Origin of the sequence: Halogeometricum sp. S3BR5-2, from assembly GCF_031624635.1 — an archaeon.
Lineage (GTDB): Archaea > Halobacteriota > Halobacteria > Halobacteriales > Haloferacaceae > Halogeometricum > Halogeometricum luteum.
The window spans coordinates 671,955-695,580 of sequence record NZ_JAMQOQ010000002.1; the positions used below are offsets into that span (position 1 = coordinate 671,955).

Annotated in this window: 30 protein-coding genes and 1 tRNA gene; 13 read left to right on the plus strand and 18 right to left on the minus strand. The window is 68.9% G+C overall.

Going from position 1 to position 23,626, the window contains the following annotated elements; all coding sequences use genetic code 11:
* Nucleotides 1–69 precede the first annotated feature (69 nt).
* The gene (gene kynU / locus NDI79_RS09935) at nucleotides 70–1,386 is read left to right on the plus strand and encodes a kynureninase (protein WP_310928310.1); all 1,317 of its coding nucleotides are present in this window, start codon (nucleotides 70–72) and stop codon (nucleotides 1,384–1,386) included.
* An 11-nt stretch (nucleotides 1,387–1,397) separates the two neighbouring features.
* Here the strand turns inward: kynU and NDI79_RS09940 are convergent, their stop codons facing one another.
* The 4 genes from NDI79_RS09940 to NDI79_RS09955 form a co-directional block, all read right to left on the minus strand.
* Nucleotides 1,398–2,111, minus strand: a complete 714-nt coding sequence (locus tag NDI79_RS09940; RefSeq protein ID WP_310928311.1) for an SDR family NAD(P)-dependent oxidoreductase — start codon at nucleotides 2,109–2,111, stop codon at nucleotides 1,398–1,400.
* A gap of 72 nt (nucleotides 2,112–2,183) precedes the next feature.
* The gene (locus tag NDI79_RS09945; RefSeq protein ID WP_310928312.1) at nucleotides 2,184–2,672 is read right to left on the minus strand and encodes a desampylase; all 489 of its coding nucleotides are present in this window, start codon (nucleotides 2,670–2,672) and stop codon (nucleotides 2,184–2,186) included.
* Nucleotides 2,623–3,249, minus strand: a complete 627-nt coding sequence (locus tag NDI79_RS09950) for an NUDIX hydrolase (RefSeq protein WP_310928313.1) — start codon at nucleotides 3,247–3,249, stop codon at nucleotides 2,623–2,625. Before NDI79_RS09950 ends, NDI79_RS09945 begins: the two co-directional genes overlap by 50 nt.
* A 94-nt stretch (nucleotides 3,250–3,343) precedes the next feature.
* Nucleotides 3,344–4,297, minus strand: a complete 954-nt coding sequence (locus tag NDI79_RS09955; RefSeq protein ID WP_310928314.1) for a diacylglycerol/lipid kinase family protein — start codon at nucleotides 4,295–4,297, stop codon at nucleotides 3,344–3,346.
* A gap of 5 nt (nucleotides 4,298–4,302) precedes the next feature.
* Between NDI79_RS09955 and NDI79_RS09960 the strand changes: the two genes are divergently transcribed.
* Nucleotides 4,303–5,019 carry a PHP-associated domain-containing protein gene (locus tag NDI79_RS09960; RefSeq protein WP_310928315.1) on the plus strand — a complete coding sequence of 239 codons (717 nt, stop codon included), beginning with the start codon at nucleotides 4,303–4,305 and terminating at the stop codon, nucleotides 5,017–5,019.
* Between the two features lie 14 nt (nucleotides 5,020–5,033).
* Here the strand turns inward: NDI79_RS09960 and NDI79_RS09965 are convergent, their stop codons facing one another.
* Nucleotides 5,034–5,207: a hypothetical protein gene (locus NDI79_RS09965; RefSeq protein ID WP_310928316.1), complete on the minus strand. Its 174-nt coding sequence runs from the start codon at nucleotides 5,205–5,207 to the stop codon at nucleotides 5,034–5,036.
* A 41-nt stretch (nucleotides 5,208–5,248) separates the two neighbouring features.
* Nucleotides 5,249–5,671 carry an Lrp/AsnC family transcriptional regulator gene (locus NDI79_RS09970; protein ID WP_310928317.1) on the minus strand — a complete coding sequence of 141 codons (423 nt, stop codon included), beginning with the start codon at nucleotides 5,669–5,671 and terminating at the stop codon, nucleotides 5,249–5,251.
* A 97-nt stretch (nucleotides 5,672–5,768) separates the two neighbouring features.
* Between NDI79_RS09970 and carA the strand changes: the two genes are divergently transcribed.
* Nucleotides 5,769–6,848 carry a glutamine-hydrolyzing carbamoyl-phosphate synthase small subunit gene (gene carA / locus NDI79_RS09975; RefSeq protein WP_310928318.1) on the plus strand — a complete coding sequence of 360 codons (1,080 nt, stop codon included), beginning with the start codon at nucleotides 5,769–5,771 and terminating at the stop codon, nucleotides 6,846–6,848.
* Between the two features lie 235 nt (nucleotides 6,849–7,083).
* On the opposite strand, the gene NDI79_RS09980 is transcribed toward carA, so the two are convergent.
* Together NDI79_RS09980 and gatD are read right to left on the minus strand one after the other, a co-directional pair.
* Nucleotides 7,084–8,097, minus strand: coding sequence for a GNAT family N-acetyltransferase (locus NDI79_RS09980; RefSeq protein WP_310928319.1), 1,014 nt, complete (start codon nucleotides 8,095–8,097; stop codon nucleotides 7,084–7,086).
* 7 nt (nucleotides 8,098–8,104) lie between these two features.
* Nucleotides 8,105–9,358 carry a Glu-tRNA(Gln) amidotransferase subunit GatD gene (gatD, locus tag NDI79_RS09985; protein WP_310928320.1) on the minus strand — a complete coding sequence of 418 codons (1,254 nt, stop codon included), beginning with the start codon at nucleotides 9,356–9,358 and terminating at the stop codon, nucleotides 8,105–8,107.
* 110 nt (nucleotides 9,359–9,468) lie between these two features.
* On the opposite strand from gatD, the gene NDI79_RS09990 reads away from it, so the two are divergent.
* Both NDI79_RS09990 and NDI79_RS09995 read left to right on the plus strand, forming a co-directional pair.
* Complete coding sequence (locus tag NDI79_RS09990) at nucleotides 9,469–9,969, plus strand: hypothetical protein (RefSeq protein WP_310928321.1); 501 nt, start codon at nucleotides 9,469–9,471, stop codon at nucleotides 9,967–9,969.
* A 172-nt stretch (nucleotides 9,970–10,141) separates the two neighbouring features.
* The gene (locus NDI79_RS09995; protein WP_310928322.1) at nucleotides 10,142–10,471 is read left to right on the plus strand and encodes a DUF8100 family protein; all 330 of its coding nucleotides are present in this window, start codon (nucleotides 10,142–10,144) and stop codon (nucleotides 10,469–10,471) included.
* Between the two features lie 57 nt (nucleotides 10,472–10,528).
* Here the strand turns inward: NDI79_RS09995 and NDI79_RS10000 are convergent, their stop codons facing one another.
* Both NDI79_RS10000 and NDI79_RS10005 read right to left on the minus strand, forming a co-directional pair.
* Nucleotides 10,529–11,200: a metalloregulator ArsR/SmtB family transcription factor gene (locus NDI79_RS10000; RefSeq protein ID WP_310928323.1), complete on the minus strand. Its 672-nt coding sequence runs from the start codon at nucleotides 11,198–11,200 to the stop codon at nucleotides 10,529–10,531.
* A 61-nt stretch (nucleotides 11,201–11,261) separates the two neighbouring features.
* A complete protein-coding gene (locus tag NDI79_RS10005) occupies nucleotides 11,262–11,969 on the minus strand; it encodes a DUF1405 domain-containing protein (protein WP_310928324.1) in 708 nt (235 codons plus the stop codon).
* Nucleotides 11,970–12,187: 218 nt separating this feature from the next.
* On the opposite strand from NDI79_RS10005, the gene gpmI reads away from it, so the two are divergent.
* Complete coding sequence (gene gpmI, locus NDI79_RS10010) at nucleotides 12,188–13,702, plus strand: 2,3-bisphosphoglycerate-independent phosphoglycerate mutase (protein ID WP_310928325.1); 1,515 nt, start codon at nucleotides 12,188–12,190, stop codon at nucleotides 13,700–13,702.
* A gap of 10 nt (nucleotides 13,703–13,712) precedes the next feature.
* On the opposite strand, the gene NDI79_RS10015 is transcribed toward gpmI, so the two are convergent.
* On the minus strand, nucleotides 13,713–14,378 hold the full coding sequence (locus NDI79_RS10015; RefSeq protein ID WP_310928326.1) for a TVP38/TMEM64 family protein: 666 nt from the start codon (nucleotides 14,376–14,378) through the stop codon (nucleotides 13,713–13,715).
* 275 nt (nucleotides 14,379–14,653) lie between these two features.
* Between NDI79_RS10015 and NDI79_RS10020 the strand changes: the two genes are divergently transcribed.
* Complete coding sequence (locus tag NDI79_RS10020; protein ID WP_310928721.1) at nucleotides 14,654–15,016, plus strand: DUF5830 family protein; 363 nt, start codon at nucleotides 14,654–14,656, stop codon at nucleotides 15,014–15,016.
* 46 nt (nucleotides 15,017–15,062) lie between these two features.
* Here the strand turns inward: NDI79_RS10020 and NDI79_RS10025 are convergent, their stop codons facing one another.
* Nucleotides 15,063–16,259, minus strand: a complete 1,197-nt coding sequence (locus NDI79_RS10025; RefSeq protein WP_310928327.1) for a DUF7115 domain-containing protein — start codon at nucleotides 16,257–16,259, stop codon at nucleotides 15,063–15,065.
* A gap of 131 nt (nucleotides 16,260–16,390) precedes the next feature.
* On the opposite strand from NDI79_RS10025, the gene NDI79_RS10030 reads away from it, so the two are divergent.
* Nucleotides 16,391–16,545: transfer RNA gene (locus NDI79_RS10030), tRNA-Met, on the plus strand.
* 102 nt (nucleotides 16,546–16,647) lie between these two features.
* Here the strand turns inward: NDI79_RS10030 and NDI79_RS10035 are convergent.
* Nucleotides 16,648–17,046, minus strand: a complete 399-nt coding sequence (locus NDI79_RS10035; protein WP_310928328.1) for a hypothetical protein — start codon at nucleotides 17,044–17,046, stop codon at nucleotides 16,648–16,650.
* 374 nt (nucleotides 17,047–17,420) lie between these two features.
* Here NDI79_RS10035 and NDI79_RS10040 point away from each other — a divergent pair, with 374 nt between their 5' ends.
* A complete protein-coding gene (locus NDI79_RS10040) occupies nucleotides 17,421–17,855 on the plus strand; it encodes a type IV pilin domain-containing protein (protein ID WP_310928329.1) in 435 nt (144 codons plus the stop codon).
* Nucleotides 17,856–17,861: 6 nt separating this feature from the next.
* The gene (locus NDI79_RS10045) at nucleotides 17,862–18,353 is read left to right on the plus strand and encodes a type IV pilin domain-containing protein (protein ID WP_310928330.1); all 492 of its coding nucleotides are present in this window, start codon (nucleotides 17,862–17,864) and stop codon (nucleotides 18,351–18,353) included.
* Nucleotides 18,354–18,470: 117 nt separating this feature from the next.
* Here the strand turns inward: NDI79_RS10045 and NDI79_RS10050 are convergent, their stop codons facing one another.
* The 3 genes from NDI79_RS10050 to NDI79_RS10060 form a co-directional block, all read right to left on the minus strand.
* Nucleotides 18,471–18,659, minus strand: coding sequence for a DUF8178 family membrane protein (locus tag NDI79_RS10050; RefSeq protein WP_310928331.1), 189 nt, complete (start codon nucleotides 18,657–18,659; stop codon nucleotides 18,471–18,473).
* A 62-nt stretch (nucleotides 18,660–18,721) separates the two neighbouring features.
* Nucleotides 18,722–19,303 carry a DUF1684 domain-containing protein gene (locus NDI79_RS10055; protein WP_310928332.1) on the minus strand — a complete coding sequence of 194 codons (582 nt, stop codon included), beginning with the start codon at nucleotides 19,301–19,303 and terminating at the stop codon, nucleotides 18,722–18,724.
* Nucleotides 19,304–19,474: 171 nt separating this feature from the next.
* The gene (locus tag NDI79_RS10060) at nucleotides 19,475–19,756 is read right to left on the minus strand and encodes a DUF8028 family protein (RefSeq protein ID WP_310928333.1); all 282 of its coding nucleotides are present in this window, start codon (nucleotides 19,754–19,756) and stop codon (nucleotides 19,475–19,477) included.
* Between the two features lie 267 nt (nucleotides 19,757–20,023).
* Between NDI79_RS10060 and NDI79_RS10065 the strand changes: the two genes are divergently transcribed.
* The 3 genes from NDI79_RS10065 (at nucleotide 20,024) to NDI79_RS10075 (ending at nucleotide 22,034) form a co-directional block, all read left to right on the plus strand.
* Nucleotides 20,024–21,013: an asparaginase gene (locus tag NDI79_RS10065; RefSeq protein ID WP_310928334.1), complete on the plus strand. Its 990-nt coding sequence runs from the start codon at nucleotides 20,024–20,026 to the stop codon at nucleotides 21,011–21,013.
* Between the two features lie 68 nt (nucleotides 21,014–21,081).
* Entirely contained in the window at nucleotides 21,082–21,696 is a 615-nt protein-coding gene (cmk, locus tag NDI79_RS10070) for a (d)CMP kinase (protein ID WP_310928335.1), read from the plus strand.
* Between the two features lie 53 nt (nucleotides 21,697–21,749).
* Nucleotides 21,750–22,034: a DUF8072 family protein gene (locus tag NDI79_RS10075; RefSeq protein WP_310928336.1), complete on the plus strand. Its 285-nt coding sequence runs from the start codon at nucleotides 21,750–21,752 to the stop codon at nucleotides 22,032–22,034.
* 23 nt (nucleotides 22,035–22,057) lie between these two features.
* Here NDI79_RS10075 and NDI79_RS10080 read toward each other — a convergent pair whose 3' ends face one another.
* Both NDI79_RS10080 and NDI79_RS10085 read right to left on the minus strand, forming a co-directional pair.
* Nucleotides 22,058–23,023, minus strand: a complete 966-nt coding sequence (locus tag NDI79_RS10080; RefSeq protein WP_310928337.1) for a DMT family transporter — start codon at nucleotides 23,021–23,023, stop codon at nucleotides 22,058–22,060.
* Nucleotides 23,024–23,080: 57 nt separating this feature from the next.
* Nucleotides 23,081–23,602 (minus strand): CBS domain-containing protein, encoded by a 522-nt coding sequence (locus NDI79_RS10085; protein ID WP_310928338.1) that lies wholly within the window; start codon nucleotides 23,600–23,602, stop codon nucleotides 23,081–23,083.
* Nucleotides 23,603–23,626 lie beyond the last annotated feature (24 nt).

Consider the following 23,626-nt stretch of genomic DNA (forward strand, 5'->3'; position numbering starts at 1 on the left):
CGCGGAAAAAACGGCCGGACGGCGGCGAGGGGTGCGAAGGTCTTTGCGCCGCGCGGCGAACGGAGGGGCATGGACGACTCACGCGACGCCGACGACGCGGACGGGGGGAACGCCGCGGCCGACGGCCCGCCGACGCGCGCCGACGCCCGCGAACTCGACCGGGGCGACCCCCTCGCGGACCTCCGGGAGCGTTTCTTCGTTCCCGAGGGCGAGGCGTACATGGACGGCAACTCGCTCGGCCTCTGCTCCGCGGACGCGGTGGCGGCGCTCGACCGAGCGGTCGAGCAGTGGAAGACGCTCGCCGTCCGCGGATGGACGGACGCCGACCCCGAGTGGTTCTCCTACGGCGAGCGACTGGGCGACCGACTCGCCCCCCTCGTCGGCGCGGACGGCGAGGAAGTCGTCGTCGGTAACTCCACGACGGTGAACATCCACGCCCTCGTCGGGACGTTCTACGACCCCGACCGCGGGGAGAAAATCGTCGTGAACGGCCTCGATTTTCCCACGGACCACTACGCGATTCGCGCGCAACTCCGACGGGCGGGGAAGGACCCCGACGACTGTCTCCGAGTGGTCGAGAGCCGAGACGGGCGGACCATCGAGGAGGACGATATCGTCGCCGCCGTCGACGACGACGTGGGGATGGTGTTCATGCCCTCCGTTCTCTACCGCAGCGGACAACTGCTCGATATCGAGCGCATCACCGAAGCGGCTCACGACGCGGGCGCTCTCGCGGGGTTCGACCTCGCGCACTCCGTCGGCGTCGTGCCGCACTCGCTGTCGGAGCACGGGGCGGACTTCGCCGTCTGGTGTCACTACAAGTACCTCAACGCCGGTCCGGGGGCGCTCGCCGGCCTGTACGTCGACGAGCGCCACTTCGGCGTCACGCCGACCCTCGCGGGGTGGTGGGGCCACGAGAAGGAGACGCAGTTCGAGATGCGACGCACGTACACGCCCGCCGACGCCGCGGGCGCGTTCCAGATAGGCACGCCGCCGATTCTCTCGGCCGCGCCCCTCGACGGCGCCCTCGACGTGACCGAAGACGCCGGCATCGACGCCCTCCGCGAGAAGTCGCTGGCGCTCACCGATTTCTTTATCTCGCTCGTGGACGACCGACTCCCGGACTGCGAGGTGGGGACGCCGCGCGAGGCGTCGCGCCGCGGGGGCCACGTCGCCGTCGAGCATCCGGAGGCCTATCGAGTCACGGAGGCGCTGAAAGACCGCGGCGTCGTCGTCGACTTCCGGCCGCCGAACGTCGTCAGAGTGTGCCCGTCGCCGTACTACGTCGGCTTCGAGGACGTCTACGAGGTGGTCGACCGATTCGCGGCGGTTCTGGCAGATGAAGGGTACGAGCGGTACGAGGCGCGCGGCGGCGGGGTGACCTGAGTACGGTACGACTACCAGTCGATGACTTCCTTGTCGCGCCAGAAGTGGCCCGACGGCGACCCGGCCTCGAAGCGGGAGAGCCACACGGGCGTCTCCGCGCCGCGTTCCACCGACCGATCGGCCTCCTCGCCGCCCATGTCGGTGCGGACCCACCCGGGACAGACGGAGTTGACGATGAGGCCTTCGTCGCCGTACTCGCCGTCGAGGTACCTCGTGAGGCCGTTCAGCCCCGACTTCGAGACGCGGTAGGCCGGCGACCCGCCCGACTGCTCCTCGTTCAGCGCGCCCATCCCCGAGGAGACGTTGACGACGCGCCCGCCCTCGTCCTGTAGCAGGAGGGGGACGGTGTGCTTGCAGACGAGCATCGGCCCGCGGAGGTTCGTCGACAGCGTCCGGTCGATGTCCTCGGTCGACTCCGCGACGATGTCGCCGTCGCCGCCGGAGACGCCCGCGTTGTTGACGACGATATCGAGGCGGCCCGCGGCGGAGAAGACGTCGTCCGCGGCCTGCGAGATATCGCCCTCCTGCGTCACGTCGACGAGGAGGTGCGTCCACTCGTCGGGAATCTCGTGGGTGATGCTCCGCGTCGCGGCGAACACCGTCGCGCCCAGGTCGTGCAACCGCTCTGCTATCTCGCGGCCGATACCGCGGTTCGCGCCCGTCACGAGGGCGACCTGTCCCTCCAGGGAGTCGTACACGTCGGGTTCCGGAACGTCCTCGGTCATCGACTCGGGAGAGGGACCGGCGCCGCAAGGGGGTTGCGTTCTCGGCCGGCGCCGCCGGGTCGCGCCCCCCCCCTACTCCGAGGCGACGACCCGCAGTTCCTCGAACGCCTCGCCGGTCCACCGGTAGGCGTTCAGGCGGCCGTCCGGGTGGCAGAGTAAGTAGACGTAGCCGGGCCACCCCGCCCGCGCCTCGTCGGTCGGACTCGGAGTCGGGTGGCTCTCCGGATGGCTGTGGTAGAAGCCGACGAGGTCCAGCCCTTCGGCTTCGAGGGCGTCGATGGTCTCCACCGTCGTCGCCGGGTCGAGTTCGTACTCGGTCCGCGGGTCGTCGGCGACGTTGGGGATGGGGACGGCTCGCTCGACGATATCGGTCTCGGTGCCGGAATCGGCATCGCTCGGCCTACCCGCCCGAGACCCGTCGGCCCGGTGCCCCGCGAGGACGCCGCACACCTCGCGCGGGACCGAGTCCGACGCGCCGTCTCGGGCGCGGGCGAGAATCGCGGCTCGCGCGTCAGTTGAGAGGCTGACTCGGTTCGTCGGCGGATTCGTCCTCGAAGTCACGGCGCATCGCTATCTCGAACCACGGGCACAGACGAAGCTGTCGGTACCACTGGGGGTGCTCGTGGAGGTGTTCGTAGTCCACCCACAGCAGGCCCGCTATCTCCTCCTCGTCGGGGTCCAGCGTCGTGTCGTCCAGCGTCACCTTGAGGACCGCACAGACCTCCCACTCCAGTCCGGCGTTCTCGTAGTAGCGTTTGTACTCGAACTTGTCCGTCACGCGCAGGTCGCCGTACTGGTCGGGGGTGATGCCCAGTTCCTCTTCGAGTCGCTGCGCCGTCGCGTCGACCTGACTCTGCCCCTCCACGGGGTGGGAGGCGACGGTGCCGTCCCAGGAGGTGTCCCACAGGCGCTTGGTCGGCGCGCGCTGTGCGAGGAGCAGGCGGCCCTCGCCGTCGAAGACGAGGCAGGTGAACGCGCGGTGTCGCGTCCCGTCCCCGGTGTGGGCGTCGAGGCGGTTGACGAGTCCCTGCTCGTTGTCGTCGGCGTCGACGGCGATGACGTCCTGTGCGGCGTTCTTGTGGAGTTCGCCCTCCTCCGCGGCGTCCGCGGCGGAATTGGCCCCCTCGTCCGTACTCATACCGTGGACCAAGGGAGAGGTGGGTCAAGGAGTCTTCGATGCGCGGTGGCCCCGCGACGCCCGTCGGCGCCCGTTGGCGCCGTCGATGCTCGACTCAAATGTCGCCGTTCGGGTCCGCCGGCGAGGGGTCGTACGCCTCGCCGACGGCGAACCGCATCGCGCCCGGGCGCGCGTCGACCCGCAGATGCCGCCGTTCGACCAGTTCGCCGTCGAGGCTGAACTGCCGCGGGGCGCCGGCGTCGACTTCGAGGTGACTCACTTTCAGGCGCGTGAGGTGCGAGGCGCCCCGACGCAGGAGTCGGTCGGCCGCCCCCTCGGTGAGGTAGTTCAGCGCCGGTCGGTTCCGGACGACGACGACGTTCAGGAGGCCGTCCTCCACGTTCGCCTGCCGCATCCGCTCGCCCGGGAAGCGACGGCCGTTGCCGACGAGGAGCATCAGCGCCTCGCCGGTCCAGACGGGGTCGCTCCGCGGGCCGGCGCGAACGTCCAGTCTGAGCCCCTCGAACGTCCGCGTTCGCTGGAGCGTCGAGAGCACGTAGGCGAGAACGCCGAGTCGGCGCTTCGCCTCGCGGGTCGTCCGCGCGCTGGCTTCGGCGGTGAGCCCGCAGACGCAGGAGTTGAGGAACGGGCGCTCGGGCGCCTCGGACAGCGAGTCGGCGGACGCCGCGGCGGTCCAGCGGACGCTCCCGAGGTCCAGTCTGCGGCGGCGACCCTCCGCCAGCACGTCGAAGGCGTGTTCGACGCCGCGGACGCCCACGTTGTCCGCGAAGTCGTTGCCCGTCCCGCAGGGGACGACGCCGAGCGTCGTCCCGTCGAGTCTCCCTTCCGAATCGACGCCGCGGACGACTTCGTTCAGCGTGCCGTCGCCGCCCGCGGCCGCGATAATCGAGGAACCCTCGCGGGCCGCCTCGCGCGCGAGTTCGAGCGTATCCCCCTTCTCCCCGCTCTCCCGCACGTCGTAGCCGCGGTCCTCGGCCATCGCCCGCGCGCGGGCGCTTCGTTTCCCGTCGCCGCTCCGCGGGTTGAGAACGAGGATTCGGTCGGTCACGGCCGGTGCTCCGGGGCAGAAGAACAAAGGCGTACCGCCCCCTCGAACGGGTCGTGTTCGCCGTCGACCTTCACACGCACTCTCGCTTCTTCCACTGGTCGCCCGGCCGACCGACGCGCTTCGACCCGGTCGGCCTCTCGCTGTCCGCCCTCGCGGGGCGCCTGCGCGGACTCGACGCCGTCGCGGTGACGAACCACGACTACGCCTACGCCTCGCAGCGGCGGTTCCCGACGATTCCGGGTATCGAGGTGTCGACGACGATGGGGCACCTCCTCGTCGTCGGCCCCGACCCGCCGAGTCGGACGCGGGCGGGGGAGTTGACGCCCGCCGAGGCGGTCGACGAGGCGCACGACAGGGGCTGTGCGGCCATCGTCGCCCACCCCTACCGAAACAGCAGTCTCCGGGACACCGAGGCCGACTTCGACGCCGTCGAACTGAACGGGAAGAACCCCGAGCACGTGGTGCAGACGCGCGAACTCGCGGAGCGACTCGACCTGCCGCTGACCGGCGGCAGCGACGCGCACTACCCCTTCGAGGTCGGGCGGGCGTACACGTTAGTCGACGCCGACGAACTCACGCCCGCCGCCGTCGCCGACGCCATCCGCTCGGGCGAGACGGAGGCCGTGGTGAACCTCAACCGGTTCGAGGAGGAACTCGACCGGGCGTACACGCGCATCCACCACGCGAAGGGCGCGATGGACGGCGGGTCGAGTCCGCAGTAGACGGCGGATGCAGGCTACCTCTCCGTTTCTCGGCCCGTCACGCGCCACACCTGTGCGACGGCGACGACGATGAGTGCGAAGGGAACCAGCGCGAACAGGCCGAAGTCCGTTCCCGAAACCAAGAGGAGCGACATCGCGATGATCGTCAGGAGGGGAGCCCGAACGTCGACGGCGTCGTCGGTTGCCATCGGCTGACACTGGAACTGACAACCGGATAACTGTTCTGCCGCTACGGGCTTCGACCGAGTCGCTCGTCCAGAATCAGGCGCGTCTTCGTGCTCTTGACCTCGTCGAGTTCGCGGGCCTGCGTGATGAGTTCGTTCACCGCGCGCGTGTCCGCGGCGTCGACGACGAGCACCACGTCCTCCTCGCCCGACACCTGCCAGACGAAGTCCACCTCGTCCCACTCGGCCATCAGTTCGGAAATCTTCGTCGTGTCGACGTCCACCTTGACCGACACCTCGATCATGGCCTTGATGTTGCCCGTGCGGGTGGAGACGGTGAACCGCTCGATGACGCCGTCGTCCGTCAGGCGTTCGACGCGGTTCCGGACCGTCCCCTCGGACGTTTCGACCTGCTCGGCTATCTCCGTGTACGGCGTCCGCGCGTCCCGTCGGAGGATGTCGAGAATCCGCCGGTCCAACTCGTCCATGTCTCCACTGCCCACCGCACGGCCTTACCGATTACGAAATTCGTAACTCAGCTTCGAAAGCAACATTTATAGACCCGGCTTCCGTGTGTTTCTCGTAATGTCGGACGCCTACTTGGCTCTGGAGGACGGCCGCGTCGTCGAAGCGCGCGGTCGCGCTCCGGGACGCACACGTGGCGAACTGGTGTTCACGACCGCGTACACGGGATACGAAGAGAGCCTCACGGACCCCTCCTACGAGGAGCAGGTCCTCACCTTCTCGTACCCCCTCATCGGAAACTACGGCGTCCGAGAGGAGCGGTTCGAGTCCGACCGGATTCACCCACGCGCCGCCATCGCCCGCGAGTTCACCGACGACGTCGTCGAGTGGTTCGAGAAGGAGGGCGTGCCGGCCATCGACCACATCGACACCCGTGACCTCGTGACCGCCGTGCGCGAGGAGGGGGCGATGAAGTGCGGCATCGCCGTCGGCGACGACGCGACGCCCGAGGACGCGAAGGAGGAACTCGCGCAGTGCAAGGGCATGAGCGAGCACACCGACATCGGCGCGCAGGTCAGCACCGTCGAGCACGAGACCTACGAGGGAGGCGGCGAGACCGACGTCGCACTCGTCGACTGCGGCGCGAAGATGTCCATCGTCGACTCGCTGAACGAACGCGGCGCCGACGTCCACGTCCTGCCGCACGACACCGACGCCGAGACCATCGAGGAACTCGACCCCGACGTGCTGTTCATCTCGAACGGCCCGGGCGACCCCGCGAACTTCACGGAGGCGCAGTCGCTCGTCGAGGAGTTCGTCGGCGAGGTTCCCCTCGCGGGCATCTGCCTCGGCCAGCAGGTCATCGCGCGCGCTCTCGGCGGCACCACCGAGAAGATGGCCTTCGGCCACCGCGGCGTCAACCAACCCGTCCGCGACCTCAACACCGGGAAAGTCGTCATGACCACGCAGAACCACGGCTACACCGTCGGCGAACCCGGCGACCTGAACGTCACGCAGGTCAACGTCAACGACGACACCGCCGAGGGACTGGAGAACGACGACCTGAACGTCATCACCCGCCAGTACCACCCCGAGGCCCACCCCGGCCCCAACGACTCGCTGGACTTCTTCGACGACGTGCTCGGCATGGCCGGCGTCGACGCCGGCGGGGACGAACCCCGAGTCGCCGCCTCGGACTGAACGCGATATCGGACTGACCACCTGCTGCGACCGCACCACCACCGAACCGCGCCTCGACACCGGAGGCGCACCCACCTGACGCCCACCGCGGCACTCTGCCGCCGTCCTCCGTTTCTTCTGACCCGCACCGCGAGCGCCGCCGCTCTCGGTCGGTTCGAGTTCGGAATCGAGCGCCGTCGAGTCGCATCGCCGGGCGCGCGGCGGTTCGGCGCCTGCGTTATCGCGTTAGGTTAGGTCACGTCAGGTCGGCGTCCATCACGAACGTCGGTTGTTCCGCGACGTCGACGCGCGCGCGGGCGGCGTCGGTGACCCACTCGACGCCCTCCGGAATCAGCACGCGCGTCCGGTCGGCGCCGACGCCGGCCGCGTCGCGGCCGATAGCGGCGAGGAGTGCCTCCGCGGCGTCTTCGTCCCCCCGCGCCCACGCGCCGACGGCGTACTCGACCCACGTTTCGCTCTCCCCGTCCTCGTTCTCCCGGTCGTACGACCGGCCGCGGACGGCGAACCCGCGGGTGGGACCGCCGCCGACGACGAGGAGTCCGCCCTCGCCGGCGGCCTCGCGCAGTCTATCCCGTGTCAGCGACGACACCGCCCACGACTCCTCGCTGTCGAGGGCCAGACCGGCCAGTTCGCTCCGCACCGCGCAGTCCGACCAGAACGCCCACGCGGCGTCCGGGTCGGCGTCCTCGCCGGTCCGGACGGGGACGTCGGCCGCCGGGTCGGTGTCCACGCCCGCGTCGGCGTCCGGTCGCGGGTGCACCCAGCGGAACTCGATTCCGGGGTCGTAGCCCGCCTTGCGGGTGAGTCCGAGGCTCTTCACGTTCCACGAGAACACCATGTTCCGGAGGACCGTCGCGCCCGCCTCGCGGGCGAAGTCGAACGTCGCCTCCGAGAGCGTCTTCGCCAGTCCGCGGCCGCGGTAGTCGGGGTTGACGCGCATCCCCTGCGCCCACGCCTCCCACGCCGAGAGCGTCGTCACCTGCACGATGCCGCCGAGGTCCTCGGAGGGGGCGTCGCCCAGGTCCGCGACGAGCGTCTGACGCGTCTCGCCGTCGTCGTCGGCGATCCAGTCGTGGTAGATGTCGGGGATGTAGTCGCTGCCACCGCGGTCGGCCCACGTGTCGGCGGTGAACGCGGCGACGGCGTCGTAGTCCTCGGGACGGGCGGCGCGGACGACGACTTCCGCGCCGGTCTCGTCCTCGACGCGCGCGTACTCGACGAAGTCGCTCGTCGTCCCTTCGTCGGTCACGGGACGCTCACTCCCACGGCACCGACCGCTGGGTCAGTTCGCCGGCCAGCGACCGCCCCATCGCCTCCGCCGGGTCCGCGAGGTTCGCCAGCGCCCACATGAGTTTCACCTTCGCGGTGCCGGGCAGGGTGTCGCCCGCCTCGACGACGCCCGCGTCCAAGAGGTCCCGGCCGGTATCGTACACCCGGTCGCAGACCCGCCCCTCGATGCACTGGGTCGTCATCGCCACGACGGTGCCCGACTCGACCAGTTCTTCGAGGACGGGGACGAAGTCGGTGTGGACGTGTCCCAACCCCGTACCCTCGACGACGAGGCCGTCGAGGTCCCGCCCGCGGAGGAACTCGGCGTAGGCGTCGACGTCCATGCCGGGCGTGAACTTCAGGAGGTCGACGCTCTCGTTCAGGTCGGAAGCGATGGCGAACTCGGTCCCGTCGCGGTCGGCGTGGTCGTGGCGGAAGGTGACCGCCTCCGTCTCGTAGTCCACCTCGCCCAGCGGTTTCGCGCCGACCGTCTCGAAGGCGTCGCGGCGGGAGGTGTGGTTCTTGCGCACGCGCGTGCCGCGGTGGAGGGCGCAGACGTCGTCGGACTCCGAGCCGTGCATGCACACCATCACCTCCGCGCAGTCGGCCTTCGCGGCCTCGACGGCGCAGACGGCGTTCATCACGTTGTCCGAGGAGGGGCGGTCCGCCGAGCGCTGACTGCCCGTGAACACGACGGGGACGGGCGTGTCGAGCACGAACGACATCGCCGCCGCCGTGAACTGCATGGTGTCGGTGCCGTGCATGACGACGACGCCGTCCGTGCCGGCCTCGATTTCGTCCTCGATGGCCTCGGCGAGGTCGCGCCACACGTCGGGCGTCATGTTTTCCGACAAAATGTTGGCGACGACGCGCCCGCGGTAGTTCGCCCGGCCCGCGAGGTCCGGGACGGCCCGGAGGACGTCCTCGGCGTCGAACTGCGCGGTCACGGCGCCCGTGCGGTAGTCGACGGTGGAGGCGATGGTCCCCCCCGTCGAGATGAGCGAGACGGTCGGCAGGTCGTCGTCGAAGGCGATTTCGGAGGTGCTCGACTCCGATTGGGCGTCCTCGACGTCGTACACGTCGGTCTCCAGTACGTCCACATCGGCCTCGGCGCGGTCGACGCCGACGTTGTAGCCGCCGTCGAGTTTGACGACGAGATGCTCCGGCGTCGACGACGGCATCAGGACGCCCTCGTTCGTGACGCCCGCGCGGTCGACGCGGACGCGGTCCCCTGGGTTCATACCGCGAGGTACCGCCGGACCGGACTTGAAATCTCCCTTTCTCCCTCCCGGCCGGGGCGCCCGCCCGGAACGGCGCAAGAGCCATACGCCCGGCGCGCGCACTCTCGGCCATGCAACGGACCGACGAGGAGGAGCGCTCCGCCACGGAATTCGCAGCCGATTCGGACCTCGACGGCTGGTCGGGCGCGGCGGACGCGTCGGGCGCGTCCCCCGAATCGTCCGCCGGAGGCAGTCGCCTCGGACGCCTGTTCGCCCCCAAGGCGTTCCTCGGCGTCCTCCTCGCGTCGTTCGCCGCCGCGGTCCTCGGAAACGGCATCCCCTTGGTCGGCCTCTTCGGCGGCCTCCTCGGTCTGCTCGCCGTCGGGTTCGGCGTCGGCCTTCTCTCCGAGCGCCGCCGGTATCTCGAAGTCGGCGCGGCCGGAGCGCTCGTCTCCGGTCTGCTGCTGGTCGCGAGCACGATGTTCTCCTTCTTCGCGCCGTTCGCCATCGACCTCGTGGCGCAGTACGGTCCGGCCATCGCGGGCGCCGGGGCGGGGGCGGGTCTCCTCGCGTCTGTTCTCGGCCACTACCTCGGCCGCGACCTGCGCGACGGACTGACGCGAGAGGTGTGAGTTCGTTCCGGACGACTCCGACAGCGTTTTAGTCGTATCGTTGCCACTTCTACCGATGGCCCTCCACCGGATACGCGGACTGCTATCCGCCGAGTCGGTCGACTTCACGGCGACGAAATCATTTGCCCTCGGTCTCGCGCAGACGGCGCTGTAGGCGGCCGGATTCGCCTCGGTGTTCGCCCTCGTCGCCGCGTCCCGACTCGCGGCGCTCGAACCCGAACCGTCGTCGGTCGTTCTCGCGGTGTTCGTCGGCACCGCTCCGGGTCTCGCGTTCGGCGCGGGCGTCCCGCTTCTCGTGCAGTTTCGGGCCTCGGTCGAGCGTCTCTTTCGCTCTCCGGGCGTACGTGTGGCCCATCTCTGCGCCGTGTTCGGCACGTACGCGGCGCTCTTCTCCTATCACCCGGTGGTGAGCGCGCTGTTCGCGGCGACGTATCTCGCCGGTCGGGTGACCGCTCTCGTCGGAATCTACGGCGGGTCGAGACTGGTCGGAGCACTCCGCTGAGGCGGTATCGAGTGGCGCGAGGATTCGGAGACGGTTCGTGTCCGCGGTCGGGTCGGCCTACGCCACGGTGCCGCCGGCGACGACCCAGCCTTCGCCCTTCTCTTTGTCGATCAGTCCGCGCTCCGCGAGTCGGTGCATCGCCTCGTCGACGGCCTCGTAGGAGGCGTTGAGTTCGCGCGCGACGCCCTCGACGGTCCCTTCGCCGCGGGCGACGGCCGCCAGCGCCTCCGCGTGGAAGCGGCTGTCGGCGTCGGCGCCGATGCGGTCGTTCAGGCGGTCGAGGACGTTCGTGATGCGGCCGTGCACCCAGCGCTGCGCGAGGGAGAGTTCGTTTTCGAGGTCGGCGAGGTGGCCGAGTTCCCGCGCGAGTTCGTCGAGGTCCTGGGCGTCCTCGCGCGGGATGTCGAAGGAGAGATGCGGACACCGGCCGCTCATGTCGAGGTTCGGGCTCGCGGGGTAGGCGCTCTTCGCCCCGAACCCGTACGGGGAGACGTTGACTTCGAGTCGGAGGTTGCGCGTTATGTGGAAGTACTTGCGCCGCTGGTCGTCGGTTCGGCTCTCGATGAGACCGGCCTCCTCCAGTTTCCGCAGGTGGTCGATGACCGCCTTCGGACTCACTCCGAGGTACTCGCTTATCTCGGTGACGTAGCAGGGCTTGTGCGACAGCAACCGGAGGATGCGCCGCCGGTTCTCGTTACCGAGTAGGTCTAACAGTACCGCGGAGTCCATAACCACAGGTAAATCACGGGACGTGATGAGGTTTACTGACTTGTCGGTCCGGATTCGGACCTCACCGCTCGGCCGCCGCGCCCGCCGACGCCCCCTCCTGCCGGTCGAACATCCACGCGGCCAGCGCCACCGACGCGAACGACAGCGCGACGGTGATGCCGGCCAGCAGTGCGCCCGCCTCGTAGCGGAGCGGCGGGTAGAACCCGAACCCGTAGTCGTACACGTCGTTGACGAGCGCCAGCGTCAGCGCCAGCGCCAGCGCGCCCGTCGTCGTCTTCCCGTAGTAGGGGATGGCCACCGCCTCGACGAGGAAGAACAGGTGCGTGAGCATGATGCCCCAGTACTCCCACAGCAGGTCGGGCGTGAAGCCGAAGTAGAGGTCCGGGCGGAGGTTGAGCGCGACGGCGGTCCAGACGCCGTACTTCACCAACCAGACGAACGCCAGCGTGTGAATCACGGCGAGCAGGCCGTTCGTCGGCGCGTCGGTGACTCGCTCGCCGACGCGCGGGGCGAGCGTGACGAAGGAGAGCGTCGCCAGCGCCAGCGCCGCCGGCGAGTCGCCGAACAGGGGGTACAGGAGAGAGCTGACGTCCGCGAGCGACGGGTCGGAGTGGACGTAGAAGCTGACGCCGAGGAAGAACGCCGAGGCGTTGACGAGGAGGAGCCATCCGAGACTCGGTCCGTTGCCGAGGTAGTACTGCACCCAGCGCTCCGGCACCGGCCGCCTGAGACTCGCGCCGTCCCCCGACTCCGTCGTCGCGTCGTCCATTCGATTCCCCCGACGCGCGGCTACCGAAAGTAGCTGTCGCGTCTCGGTCGGTCGTCGGCTCTTCTTTCGCGGTCGCGTTCCGGTCCGCGCTCGGAGGGGTCGCAACCGTGTCACTCACGTCGGCCCGAGCGTCGAAACCCGGAACCAGACCGAACGACCGTGAACGACCGTCCGCGCCAAGCGAAGCCTAGTTACCGCTCGCCGCCGTCGCCTCGGATATGCAGGCTGCGCTCGTCATCCTCGACGGCTGGGGACTCGGAGACCACGACAGACGCGACGCGGTGAAGGCGGCGGACACGCCGAACTTCGACCGCATCGCGGGGGCCGGCGCGTACGGGACGCTCGACGTGTCCGGTCGGAAGGTCGGCCTCCCCGACGGGCAGATGGGCAACAGCGAGGTGGGCCACCTCAACATCGGCGCGGGCCGCGTCGTCAGACAGGCGTACACCCGCGTCGAGGACGCCATCGACGACGGCTCCTTCTTCGAGAACGACGCCCTGGAGTCCGCGTTCGACCACGTCGAGGACACGGGCGGCCGCGTCCACTTCATGGGCCTCGTCAGCGACGGCGGCGTCCACTCCGAGCAGGGACACCTCCACGCGCTGGTCGAGATGGCCGCAGACCGGGGCGTCGAGGCCGTCACGCACGCGTTCACCGACGGGCGCGACACCGACCCGCACGGCGGCGAGGACTACCTCGCCGAACTCGAAGCCGTCGCCGAGGACCACGGAACGGGCGACGTGGCGACGGTCTCCGGGCGGTACTACGCGATGGACCGAGACCAGAACTGGGAGCGCACGCGCCGCGCCTACGACGCCATCGTGAACCGCGAGGCCGACCACGAGGCCGCCTCCGCCGTCGACGCCGTCACCGAGTCGTACGACCGCGGCGACACCGACGAGTTCGTCGAACCGACGACGATAGCGGGCGGGCCGGCCCTCCACGACGGCGACGCCGTCGTCTTCTTCAACTTCCGCCCGGACCGCGCGAGACAGCTCTGCCGAATGCTCACGAACACCGAACCCGAGTGGGAGTTCGACACGAACGCGCCGGAGATTCGGCTCGTGACGATGACCGAGTACGACGAGACGTTCCCGTTCCCCGTCGCGTTTCCGCCGCGCGAACCGCAGGACACGCTGGGCGAGACGCTGTCGAAGGCGGGGAAGACGCAACTCCGACTCGCGGAGTCCGAGAAATACGCGCACGTGACCTACTTCCTCAACGGCGGCCGCGAGGTGGAGTTCGACGGCGAGATTCGGCGGATAATCGAGAGCCCCGACGTGGCGACGTACGACCTCGAACCGGCGATGAGCGCCGAGGAACTCACCGACACCGCCATCGACCTCATCGGCTCGGAGGACCCCGACGCGATGGTTCTCAACTACGCCAACCCCGACATGGTCGGACACACGGGCGTCTTCGACGCCGCCGTCGCGGCGGTCGAAGCGGTCGACGCGCAACTCGGTCGCCTGATCGGGGCCGTGCGGGAGGCGGGCGGACACCTCCTCGTCACCGCCGACCACGGCAACGCCGACGACATGGGGACGCCCGAGTCGCCGCACACCGCCCACACGACCAACCCCGTGCCGTTCGTCTACCTCACGCCCGAGGGCGACGACGGCGGGCGGACCGTCCGCGCGGGCGGGTCGCTCTGCGACATCGCGCCGACGATGCTCGAACTGATGGGCGTCGAACAGCCCGAAGCGATGACCGGGCGGTCGCTGCTCGAATGAGGTAAGGCGCTCACGCCGCGTCGCCGTCGTCGACCCGTTCTCCGCGCTCGTCGTACCACTCGTACAGCGCCGGCGCCGCCAGCAGCGCCGCGGCGAGGAGGGCGGCGGCGACGAGTCTCGGGTCGACGACGGCCCCGAGGTCGCCGGCCGCGAGCGTCTCGGCGGACGCGCCGGCGAGGACGCCCGCGACGGCCCACGGAATCTCCCCGATGGCCGTCCCGAGGGCGAAGGCGCCGAGGCGGACGCCCGCCACGCCGGCGCCGACGGAGACGACGTCGGAGGGGGCGGGAATCAGGCGGCTGAGGACGACGCTCCGCACGTCGCCGGTTCGCTCGACGAACGACTCGCCCGCCGCCGCGAGGCGGCCCGTCCGGCCGTAGCGGCGGGCGAACAGGTACGGCGGAATCGAGGTCAGGACGATGAGCGCGAGGGCGAACGGGAGGCCGGCGAGGCCGAACCCGAAGCCGACGACGAGGGCGAGCAGCGTCGTCGGCCACGCGAGGAACGGGCGGACGACGGCGAGGGCGAGCGTCGCGGCGACGAGGCGGACGGGGTCGGCGGCGACCCACGCCGCCTGCGAGAGCGCCGCGTCGGGCGAGAGGAGGACCGCGGCGGCGGCGACGGCGGCGAGCGCGAGTCCGACCGCGACGCGCGAGTCGACGCGAGGGCGTTTCATCGGACGCCTCTCTCGTACGCGGGGCTATACGCCTTGTGCCGCGCGGCCGGGAGCGGCGGGAGAGCGGACCGGCCGCGGTGCGTTTTTGTTCGTGCGCCGCCCACGTGCGGGCGAACGCCGTGGACGACGACCGGGAGACGCAGACGCAGTCGGACCTGTCCGCCTACGCCGGGAGCGACGGCTCCGCCGGCGGCGGACGCGAGAGCGGGACCGAGGACGGGAGCGACGAAGGGGCCGAACGCCGCTCCTCCGAGTCGCCGCCGACGGTCGCGGAGTTGGACCGGACGGAGCGGGTCGAACTCGGCGTCGACCTGCTCGCGCACGTGGAGGCGGACGACCTCTCCGTCGCGGAGGCCGTCGACCGCATCGAGACGGTGACGACGAACCCGACGCTCACGCGGGAGATTCTCGACGCCGCGGAACTCCGCGGCGTCATCGAGCGAGAGGGGGGCCGCATCCTGACCCGCCGCGGCGGGACGTTCGTCCGCTTCGACAGTCAGGTCGTCCGCCGCGAGGGGGAGTTCACCTGTCGGCGCTGCGGCGCCGGCCTCTCGACGGGCCACTTCGTCCGCTTCGAGTCGGGCGAACTCGGGCCGTTCGGCTCCTCCTGTATCGAGAAAGTGCTCGGTCGGTCGTAGGAAGCGAGGCCGACCCCGGGGTCGAACGCGCGACTCGACGGTCGGGTCAGCGACCGCGGCGCAGTTCCTCGATGAGTTGCTCGACGAGCGCTCGCTGTTCGCGTATCTCCTCGCCCTGCCGCTCGACGGTCGCGCGCAGTTCGGCGAGTTCCTCCGCGACGCGCTCGTTCGCGTCGGTCGCGGCCGACTGGAACCCCGACCCCTCGAAGCCGCTCGCGTCGTCGGCGGCGTCAGCGTCGGCGTCGAATACGTGCTCTCTCTCGGCGTCGACGTCGACATCGACGCGGGTGGAACCCACGGTATCGGTATCGGCCGACGCGTCGGCCTCCGCGACGTCGTCGGCGGACGCGGCGGCGGCCGATACCGACTGCGCAGGCGCTTCGACCCGCCGAGCGGTGCCGCCGGCGTCCGCCGAGGGCTCCGCGGTCGAGTCGGCCGATTCGGCCGATTCGGTCGGGCCGGACGGTTCGGATGGTCCGGTGCGCGTGGCGTTCGCCGGCGCCTCGGCGAGTTCCGACGGGTTGGCGCTCAGCGGTTCCGGGCCGTCGCCGAACGAGACGTTCCTCGCCTCCACCGGCTCGTCGCCATCCGTCGCGTCCGCCTCGGGTTCGCTCGCGGCGCGGAGTTCGTCGACCGAGGCGACCCCGCGGTGGGCGAGAAGCGCCGATTCGAGCGTCTCGCGGAGCTGTCGGGCGTCTTCGTTCGGCGCCTTGAACCGCTCCTGACGGCCGCCGACGGTCAGCACGACCGACGTGGCGACGCTGCCGCCCTCGAACCGGAGGTCGGTCACGTCGTCGAAGCGGTACTCCTCGAAGTCCTCGTCCCACAGCGACGCGCCGATGTGCTTGACGACGCGCCCGCCGGCGACGACCAGCGTGAGTTCGCTGAAGCGGAACAGCCGTTCGACCGATTCGTCGTCCGCGAGGATGCCGTTCGCCTTCAGGACGCCTTCGAGGACCGGGTGGAGGGCCCGGTCGAGGTGCTTGTTGGAGAGCGCGAACGTCCGCTCGCCGTCGAGGCCGTAATCGAGCGCGACCTTCGTCTTCCGTCGCCCCTCGGAGACGGCGACTCGTTCGGCCTCGTGCGGGTACTCCTCGACCGTCTCGTCGGAGAGCAGTCCCTCGGAGCGGTAGACGAGGGTTCGGGTCGGGGTGGCGTACAGTTCGTCCTCCCCGCCGAGGGCGACGCGGGCGACCACGGGTTCGCCGTCGAGGGCGGACTGGACCATCTGCGGTTGACTCATACGGGGGTGTATTCGTCTTCGCTGATAAATCCGCGGGTGGCTGGAGACCTCTCCCGTGGCGCGTGCTGGCACACCTGCCGGCGGGTTCAGATGAGAAGGTTAAAGAACTTCATCGGACAACGAAATAACGAGCCCGGGTGGCTTAGCTGGACATAGCGCCGCACTCATAGGGTTTCTGAGATTCGGTGCGGTATGCCTTGGAAGCCTCCGCCCGCTCCCGAAGAGGCCCGCCGAGCCTCAGACCTGGGACATGCGGAGATCGTGGGTTCGGAGCCCACCCCGGGCACTTCGAATTTTCACGGAGACGATACGAGTTCGGAGCGACGGCGCTCGCCGTCCACCGTCCGACCGACCCGCGAACGCGACGTAAAAACCGTTCTCTCGACCTTCAGACGCGGGTCTCGGAGTCCAATTCGGTCTCGAACGCCGAGTCGTCCGACGCCGACACCGACGAGGACGACTCCGACCGCGACTCGAAGACGGCCGCACCCGGTATCTCCCGCCGGTCCGTCTCCGGTCCGTCCGGGAGGACTACGCCGAGGGCGGCCAGAAGGGCGAACCCGACGCCGGCGCCGACGCCGGCGGCGACGACGCCGCCCTCGCCGACTCCCGGGAGCGCGGACAGTCGGTCGGCCGCGCCGCAGACGTTGAGGCCGACGACCACCGCGAGTGCGGCCGGAAGGAAGGCGATAACGACCGGCAGGAGCCCCAGATACGCGACGGCGAGGAGGGCGTTCCGGACGGGCGACTCCGCTCGCATTCCGGGAACAGAATCCGTCAATGGCATACTCTTACGTGAGAAGCATCGCCCGGTAAGTATTCCGGCACAGGACGCCCGCGGAGGCGTCACGCGCGAGACGCTCCGTTCCCCGCTCGCCGTCGTCCGATTTGTTCGATAGATTCTGTCTAGCCTGTTCGGCGTCACCGAGCGAACGACTACCCCGTCTTAAACACTACTTAAAGAGGATATGAACCGACTATCTCGTATATGACTGTTTGGTTATCGTGACCTTTAGATTTAAGTTACTGTAGTGTATGGAGACGAGTAGACACGCCACGGCAGGGATGGAATCAGTGGCCGCCCGTATCCGGTCGGTCGCCGGGGGGAAACACGAGAGCCGCCGACTCTCCTGTCGTCGGAGTGTGTCCGAGCAAGCAACCATGAAACTCAAACAACTGTTCACGGACGACTCCGCGGTGTCGCCGGTCATCGGGGTTATCCTGATGGTCGCCATCACCGTCATCCTCGCCGCAGTTATCGGCACGTTCGTCCTGAATCTGGGGGGAAGCGTTTCGCAGACAACGCCGCAAGCATCGTTCGGGTTTGACTTCGAAGATAGTTCGGTAACAGTCACGCACGAATCCGGTTCTTCGATAGACAAAGAACAACTTAGCGTCACGTCATCGGCTGGTCTCAGCGACGCCAGCGGCGATGACGACTGGCCCGATGAGACGGTGAGTGCAGGGGATACCTATACGGCTGTTCTTAACAACACCACCGCCGGCTGGCAAGGCGAAACTGTTCGTGTCGTTTGGAATTCCGAGAACAACGAGAACTCCGCAACGCTGAGCGAGGGTACAGCTCCCGACAACTGAACTACGATGAAACTCAAACAACTGTTCACGGACGACTCCGCGGTGTCACCGGTCATCGGGGTTATCTTGATGGTCGCCATCACTGTGATCCTCGCCGCAGTTATCGGGACGTTCGTCCTGAATCTGGGAGGCAGCGTCTCGCAAACGACGCCGCAGGCCAGCTTCGGTTTCGACTTTGAGGAGGGTGACGCCGTCGGAGATAACGTCACCATCACCCACGAGACAGGTGCGACGATTCAATCGGATCGGCTTAACCTGACTGCTACGAAAGCAGTGGATATCGCCACCGCGAAGGACGATATCAGCAGTGACGGAAGCAGGTCCAACTCTTTCGCCGATGACGATGCGTTCGGCTCTGGGGTTTCTGTGGGAGCCGGTGATACGCTCTTCGCGGGCGGAAGCGGCGATCTCAACGGTCAGACGTTCCGCGTCGTGTGGAACTCCGAAACCGGCGAAAGCTCCGCCACGCTGTCGGAGTACACCGCTCCGAGCAACTAATCCGTCCCTTTCCTTTATCGACGCTACACTGCCGAGCGACGGCGTTTTCGAGTGACTCAAACACCACAGCGGTAGCTCACACTCTCCCGTCAGAACTCGAAAATCGAAGAACTCGTTCTAAACCGGTCGGCCGTCGCCGGAGGTGCCGACCAGGTACGTCCCCGCCGTGAGGACGACGGCGGCCACCGCGAGTCCGTACACCGAGAGAGCCTCCGCGCCTGCGGATAGACCCGGCAGGAACGCGAGCGTACCGACGACCATCAGCACCAGACCGACGAGCGCTTTCTTGCTACTGAGCAGTCCCATGGCTGTCCCTGCGGAGGCGCCGAATATGTGTATTGCGCTTTCGTCCCCCGATTCTAGAATTATTAATTACTATTGTTCCAGTCGCGTTCGCCCGCCGCGACGGCCACGTCGAGCCAGTTCTCCTCGGGCGGGAGCGGGCAGGCGAACGTCTCGCTGTACGCGCAGAACGGCGTGTAAGCGAGGTTGAAATCGAGGACGATCGTCTCGCCGTCCGCGAGCGGTTCGTCGGGGTGGAGTTCGATGTACCGGCCGTTCCGGTAGCTCTGCTGGCCGGTCGTCTTGTCTCGGAAGGGGACGAACACCGCCTCGTCGTCCTCGCGTTCCTGCTGGTAGCCGTGGAGTTCGACCGCCTCGTCACCGAGTTCGAAGGAGAAGGTGACCAGACGGAGGTATCTGACCTCGTTGCCCGCCGTCGTCTCCATCGGCACCGGTTCGGGGTCGTCGTGGACCTCGACCGTCGCCTCGACGCGCGCGGCCGGGTTCGGGTCGAAGTAGTCCAGTCCGTCGAAGTCGTCGCGCTCCTCGGGCGGAATCGGAGACTGCGGGTGCGACCCGAAGAAGTCGTCTTTCTCCTCGCGCTTGCGTCGCAGTTCGTCGGCGTACGACTCGGGGTCGACGTCCGCGGAGGCGTCCTGCTCGGTCATACCGCCGCCTACGGCGTGGTCCCCGGTACCTCTGACGGTTCGAGGCGCGACGCTCGCTCGTCGCTCGTCGGGCGGCGGTCGGCGCGTCGAGGGCGCTCGCGGGTCCGAAGCGTCGAAGAAAAGGAGGGCGGGCGGCGAGAGAGCGGTCGCGTGCGGGTCGAAGCGGTTCGGTCAGCCGTCTCCTCGGTCGCTGCCGTGACCGTGCCCGACGACGAGGGCGGCGGCGTTGAGCGCGAGAAGCGACCCGAACAGCGTCGCCTGCTCCCCTTGGACGCCGCCGTACAGGAGGGGCGGGTAGAGGAGGGGCAGGGCGACCGCCAGCCAGAACGCGGCGAACCGGACCGGATACGTGATCAGTCTCAGTCCGAGGCGGAGGGCGTTCGAAGTCGTCTCCAGCGCTTCGCGGAGACGGACGACGTGTTTGCGGGGGACCGTCGATGACGAGTTCGACATTGGATCTGTTACACCTTACATATTGGAACTGCAGACAGTCACATTAAGTCGCCAGAGAGTTTTGATCAGTTCGAGACAGTTCAACGAAACTGTAACAGTATCCGTACTGTTCCAAACTCGTTAATAACGTCCTACAGTGTCTTTAGACATCTCTAACCGATTATCTTCTGAAACAGTCAAAGTTTGTTTACATTATTTTTATTTTATACGTTGGGCGCGCCCGCCGGTGCGAAAGAGGTAATCGTGGCGGGGCCGTCGTCGCGGCCGATGCCTACGGTACACGTAGTCGGATGCGGCGGGACGATAGCGAGCGAACCGGCGGCGGACGGGGCGGCCCCGGCGAAGGCGGGCGAGGAACTCGTCGCCGCCGTCCCCGACGTGGCCGAGTACGCGGACCTGCGCGTGACCGACGTCGGGTCGCGTCCGGGGTTCGACATGGACTTCTCCGTCGTGGCGGCGGCCGCCGAGGCGATTCGTGACGCCGTCGCCGACGGCGCGGACGGCGTCGTGGTCACGCAGGGGACGGACACCATCGCCGACACCGCGTACGCGCTGGACCTCGCCTGTGAAGTCCCCGTTCCCGTCCTCGTCACCGGGTCGCAGCGCCGGTTCGACGAACCGGGTTCCGACGCGCCCGCGAACCTCCTCGCGGCGGTGCGGGCCGCGGTCGACGACCGGTTCGCGCCCGGCGCGCACGTCGCCTTCGACGACGAACTCCACGCCGCGCGCGACGCGGTCAAGACGCACACGAACGCTCTCGACACGTTCCAGTCGCCCGGCAAGGGCCCCGTGGCGGCGTTCACGCGCGCGACGACCCGCATCCACCGCGACCCCGCGCGGGCGACGTCCGAGGCGTCGCTCCCGGAGTCCGCGCTCGACCCGGCCCGCGACGCCGCCGACTACGCCGACGTCCCCGTCGTTCACTCGGGCACCGGCGTCGACGGGTCGCTCCTCGAACGGGTCGTCGCCGACGGCGCGGACGGCGTCGTCGTGGAGGGGACCGGACTCGGGAACGCGACGGCGCCGCTGGGCGAGGCCGTCGCCGACGCCGTCGAGACGGTCCCGGTGGTCGTCTCCTCGCGGTGTCACGCCGGACCGACCGAAGCGGTGTACGGCACGGCCGGCGGCGGCGTGACGCTCCGGGACCACGGCGTCGCCTACGCGGGCGACCTCTCGACGGCGAAGGCGCGGGTAAAACTCGTCCTCGGCTTGACCGCGGGGCTCTCCCGCGAGGCGGTCGAGGCGACGTTCGAGTGAGGCGCTCCCGCGCGGCGACGGGCCAGTTCAGCGGGTTTTTGTGCCCGTAGGGAGTGGGGCCGAACAAGATGCTGGAGGAGAGCCCCACGCCGAGGCGGTCAGTCGATAGCAACCTCTTTATCACCGTCTCCGGGCCGCCGGGATGCGGGGCGACGACGCTCTGCGAGGGGCTCTCGCGGGCCCTCGACTGCGGGTACGTCTCCGGCGGCGACATCTTCCGCGAACTCGCCGAGGACCACGAGATGTCGCTGTCGCAACTCATCGCGAAGGCCGACGAGACCGACGACATCGACCGCGCCCTCGACGAACGCCTCCGCACCATCGCCGAGCAGTGGGGGACGGCGAACAAGGCGTTCATCCTCGAATCGCGCCTCGCCGGGTGGCTGGCGGGCAACCGCGCCGACCTGCGCATCTGGCTCGACGCCCCCGAGGAGGTCCGCGTCGACCGGACCCGCGACCGCGAGGAGATGGAGGCCGAGATGCGCGTCCGCGAGGTGAGCGAGGCGGGCCGCTTCGAGTCCTACTACGGCGTCGACGTCACCGACCAGTCGTTCTACGACCTGCGTATCAACACCGCGCGCTGGAGCCCCGACTCCCTCCTCGAAATCGTCCTCACCGCCGTCGAGGAGTACGAGGCCGAGAGCGACGAGGGCGCGTTCCACACGCCCGACGTCGAACTGTGAGCGGACCGTAGCCGGACGGCGCCGCTTTTCACCGCCGCCGCCGTCGGTCCCGTATGGCGGATCTCAACCCGGTCGCAAAACGGATCCACAACGTCTCGCCGAAGCCCGTGCGCCTCACCCTCGACGGCGGCGACTCGGCGGTCTACCGGATGCACAGCACTCAGTTCTTCCAGCGGGAGTTCCAGGCCGAGGGCGAACGCCTCGACGAGGCGGGCGTCGAGTACCGACTCGTCACCACCGAGGACGCCGAGTCGGTGCTGCTCGGGCGGAAGGGGCCGGACGAGGAGGGGTGGACGATGGTCGGCGAGGTGACGGCCGCCGAACGCGCCGAGGAGTAGTTCTCCCTTCGAACGGCCTCGACTCAGTCGCGCGCGCCGAACGATTCGAGTCCCCGCCGCAGTCGGGGGAGTTCCCGGCGGATGCTCTCGCGCTTCAGGAGGAGGAAGCCGACGAAGATGAGCGCGAACCCGGCGACGGTGTAGACGGTCGGCAGTTCCCCGAGGAACGCCCACCCCGTCAGCGCCGCGAACACCGGCGCGACGTAGGAGACGAGGTTTATCTCGATGGGGCCGAGGCGCTCCAAGAGGACGAAGTAGACGAGGAAGCCGAGGGCGCTGGCGACGACGGAGAGGTAGCCGAGCGCCAGGAACGCGTCGGTCGTCCACGAGACGGCCGAGACGGACTCGCCGATTGCGACGCTCACGACGTGCATCAGGAGGGCGCCGCCGAGCATCGTCCACGCCTCCATCGTCTCGATGGGCATCTCCGCGTCGATGCGGCGGGTCAGCACCGACCCGAGTGCGAACACCGTCGCCGCGCCGAAGATGAGCAGTTTGGCGACGGCGCCGCCGGACAGCACGTCGTTGGGGTTCGGGTTCGAGAGGACGACGACGCCCGCGAGTCCCAAGAGGAGGCCGACGAGACCCGCGGGTGCGAGGCGTTCCGAGGGCAGGAACGCGCGCGCGAACCCGGTGGTGAGGATGGGGCTGAGGCTGACGATGACGGCGGCGGCGGCGGAGGTGACGGCGGGGTCCGTCTCGCCGACGAACAGCAGGGCGTGGTAGCCCGCCATGATGAGGACGGACCCGACGACGACCGTGGCCCACTGGTCGCGCCCGCGCGGGAGCGGACTGTCGGTCGCGTAGGCGGCGTAGCCCAGCATCAGCACGCCCGCCACGTCGTAGCGAATCGCCGCGAACAGCACGGGCGTCTCGAAGAAGCCGCCGGGGTCGGCGGGCGTGCCGAGGCCGGCCTTGATAGCCATGAACGCCGCCCCCCACGCGGCGGCGAGAAAGACGAACAGCGCGAGGTTTCGGTACCGGCTCACACCTGCGGTTTCTCGGTCGCCTCCCTCAACGTTTCGTTCGGGTGCGTGCGCTGCCCCTTATCGCTCCACGACGTCCGCTCCGGCGCCGCGCCGGAGGTCGCGCACCGCCCGGACGACGTCCTGCCGGGCGACGATGCCGACGAGTCGACCCTCCTCGACCACGGGCAGGCGGTTGATGTCGCGGTCGTCGCTCGACAGGAGGTCGAGAACCGTATCGAGGTCCGTGTCGGGGGCGACGGTCACCACGTCCGTCGTCATCACCTCGCTGATGGGTCTGTCGGCGTTCTTCGCCAGGTCGACGCCGAGGTCGAGGTCGTCCCACGACACGTCGACGGCGTAGGTGAGCGTCTCCGTGAACGGCGGGAGGCCGACGGGAATCCACAGCGTCCGGTCTTTCGTCTGGAACAGTTCCACGAGGTCGTGTTGGGTGACGATGCCGACGACGGCGCCGTCGTCGTCGACGACGGGGAAACCGTTGAACTTCACGCGCGCGAGGCGACCCAGCACCTCGCTCACGTCGTCGTCCGGGGCGACCGTCTGCACGTCCGTCGTCATCAACTCTCGAGCGGAGAGGTCCATACGCCTCCCTACGCGGACGCGGTC

What these genes read in the sequence shown, in the direction of transcription:
- kynU (WP_310928310.1), top strand. Translation starts at nt 70, where the DNA reads ATGGACGACTCACGCGACGCCGACGACGCGGACGGGGGGAACGCCGCG.
- NDI79_RS09940 (WP_310928311.1), bottom strand. Translation starts at nt 2,111, where the DNA reads ATGACCGAGGACGTTCCGGAACCCGACGTGTACGACTCCCTGGAGGGA.
- NDI79_RS09950 (WP_310928313.1), bottom strand. Translation starts at nt 3,249, where the DNA reads ATGAGTACGGACGAGGGGGCCAATTCCGCCGCGGACGCCGCGGAGGAG.
- NDI79_RS09965 (WP_310928316.1), bottom strand. Translation starts at nt 5,207, where the DNA reads ATGGCAACCGACGACGCCGTCGACGTTCGGGCTCCCCTCCTGACGATC.
- NDI79_RS09970 (WP_310928317.1), bottom strand. Translation starts at nt 5,671, where the DNA reads ATGGACGAGTTGGACCGGCGGATTCTCGACATCCTCCGACGGGACGCG.
- carA (WP_310928318.1), top strand. Translation starts at nt 5,769, where the DNA reads ATGTCGGACGCCTACTTGGCTCTGGAGGACGGCCGCGTCGTCGAAGCG.
- gatD (WP_310928320.1), bottom strand. Translation starts at nt 9,358, where the DNA reads ATGAACCCAGGGGACCGCGTCCGCGTCGACCGCGCGGGCGTCACGAAC.
- NDI79_RS09990 (WP_310928321.1), top strand. Translation starts at nt 9,469, where the DNA reads ATGCAACGGACCGACGAGGAGGAGCGCTCCGCCACGGAATTCGCAGCC.
- NDI79_RS10000 (WP_310928323.1), bottom strand. Translation starts at nt 11,200, where the DNA reads ATGGACTCCGCGGTACTGTTAGACCTACTCGGTAACGAGAACCGGCGG.
- NDI79_RS10005 (WP_310928324.1), bottom strand. Translation starts at nt 11,969, where the DNA reads ATGGACGACGCGACGACGGAGTCGGGGGACGGCGCGAGTCTCAGGCGG.
- gpmI (WP_310928325.1), top strand. Translation starts at nt 12,188, where the DNA reads ATGCAGGCTGCGCTCGTCATCCTCGACGGCTGGGGACTCGGAGACCAC.
- NDI79_RS10015 (WP_310928326.1), bottom strand. Translation starts at nt 14,378, where the DNA reads ATGAAACGCCCTCGCGTCGACTCGCGCGTCGCGGTCGGACTCGCGCTC.
- NDI79_RS10025 (WP_310928327.1), bottom strand. Translation starts at nt 16,259, where the DNA reads ATGAGTCAACCGCAGATGGTCCAGTCCGCCCTCGACGGCGAACCCGTG.
- NDI79_RS10035 (WP_310928328.1), bottom strand. Translation starts at nt 17,046, where the DNA reads ATGCCATTGACGGATTCTGTTCCCGGAATGCGAGCGGAGTCGCCCGTC.
- NDI79_RS10040 (WP_310928329.1), top strand. Translation starts at nt 17,421, where the DNA reads ATGAAACTCAAACAACTGTTCACGGACGACTCCGCGGTGTCGCCGGTC.
- NDI79_RS10045 (WP_310928330.1), top strand. Translation starts at nt 17,862, where the DNA reads ATGAAACTCAAACAACTGTTCACGGACGACTCCGCGGTGTCACCGGTC.
- NDI79_RS10050 (WP_310928331.1), bottom strand. Translation starts at nt 18,659, where the DNA reads ATGGGACTGCTCAGTAGCAAGAAAGCGCTCGTCGGTCTGGTGCTGATG.
- NDI79_RS10055 (WP_310928332.1), bottom strand. Translation starts at nt 19,303, where the DNA reads ATGACCGAGCAGGACGCCTCCGCGGACGTCGACCCCGAGTCGTACGCC.
- NDI79_RS10060 (WP_310928333.1), bottom strand. Translation starts at nt 19,756, where the DNA reads ATGTCGAACTCGTCATCGACGGTCCCCCGCAAACACGTCGTCCGTCTC.
- NDI79_RS10065 (WP_310928334.1), top strand. Translation starts at nt 20,024, where the DNA reads ATGCCTACGGTACACGTAGTCGGATGCGGCGGGACGATAGCGAGCGAA.
- cmk (WP_310928335.1), top strand. Translation starts at nt 21,082, where the DNA reads ATGCTGGAGGAGAGCCCCACGCCGAGGCGGTCAGTCGATAGCAACCTC.
- NDI79_RS10075 (WP_310928336.1), top strand. Translation starts at nt 21,750, where the DNA reads ATGGCGGATCTCAACCCGGTCGCAAAACGGATCCACAACGTCTCGCCG.
- NDI79_RS10085 (WP_310928338.1), bottom strand. Translation starts at nt 23,602, where the DNA reads ATGGACCTCTCCGCTCGAGAGTTGATGACGACGGACGTGCAGACGGTC.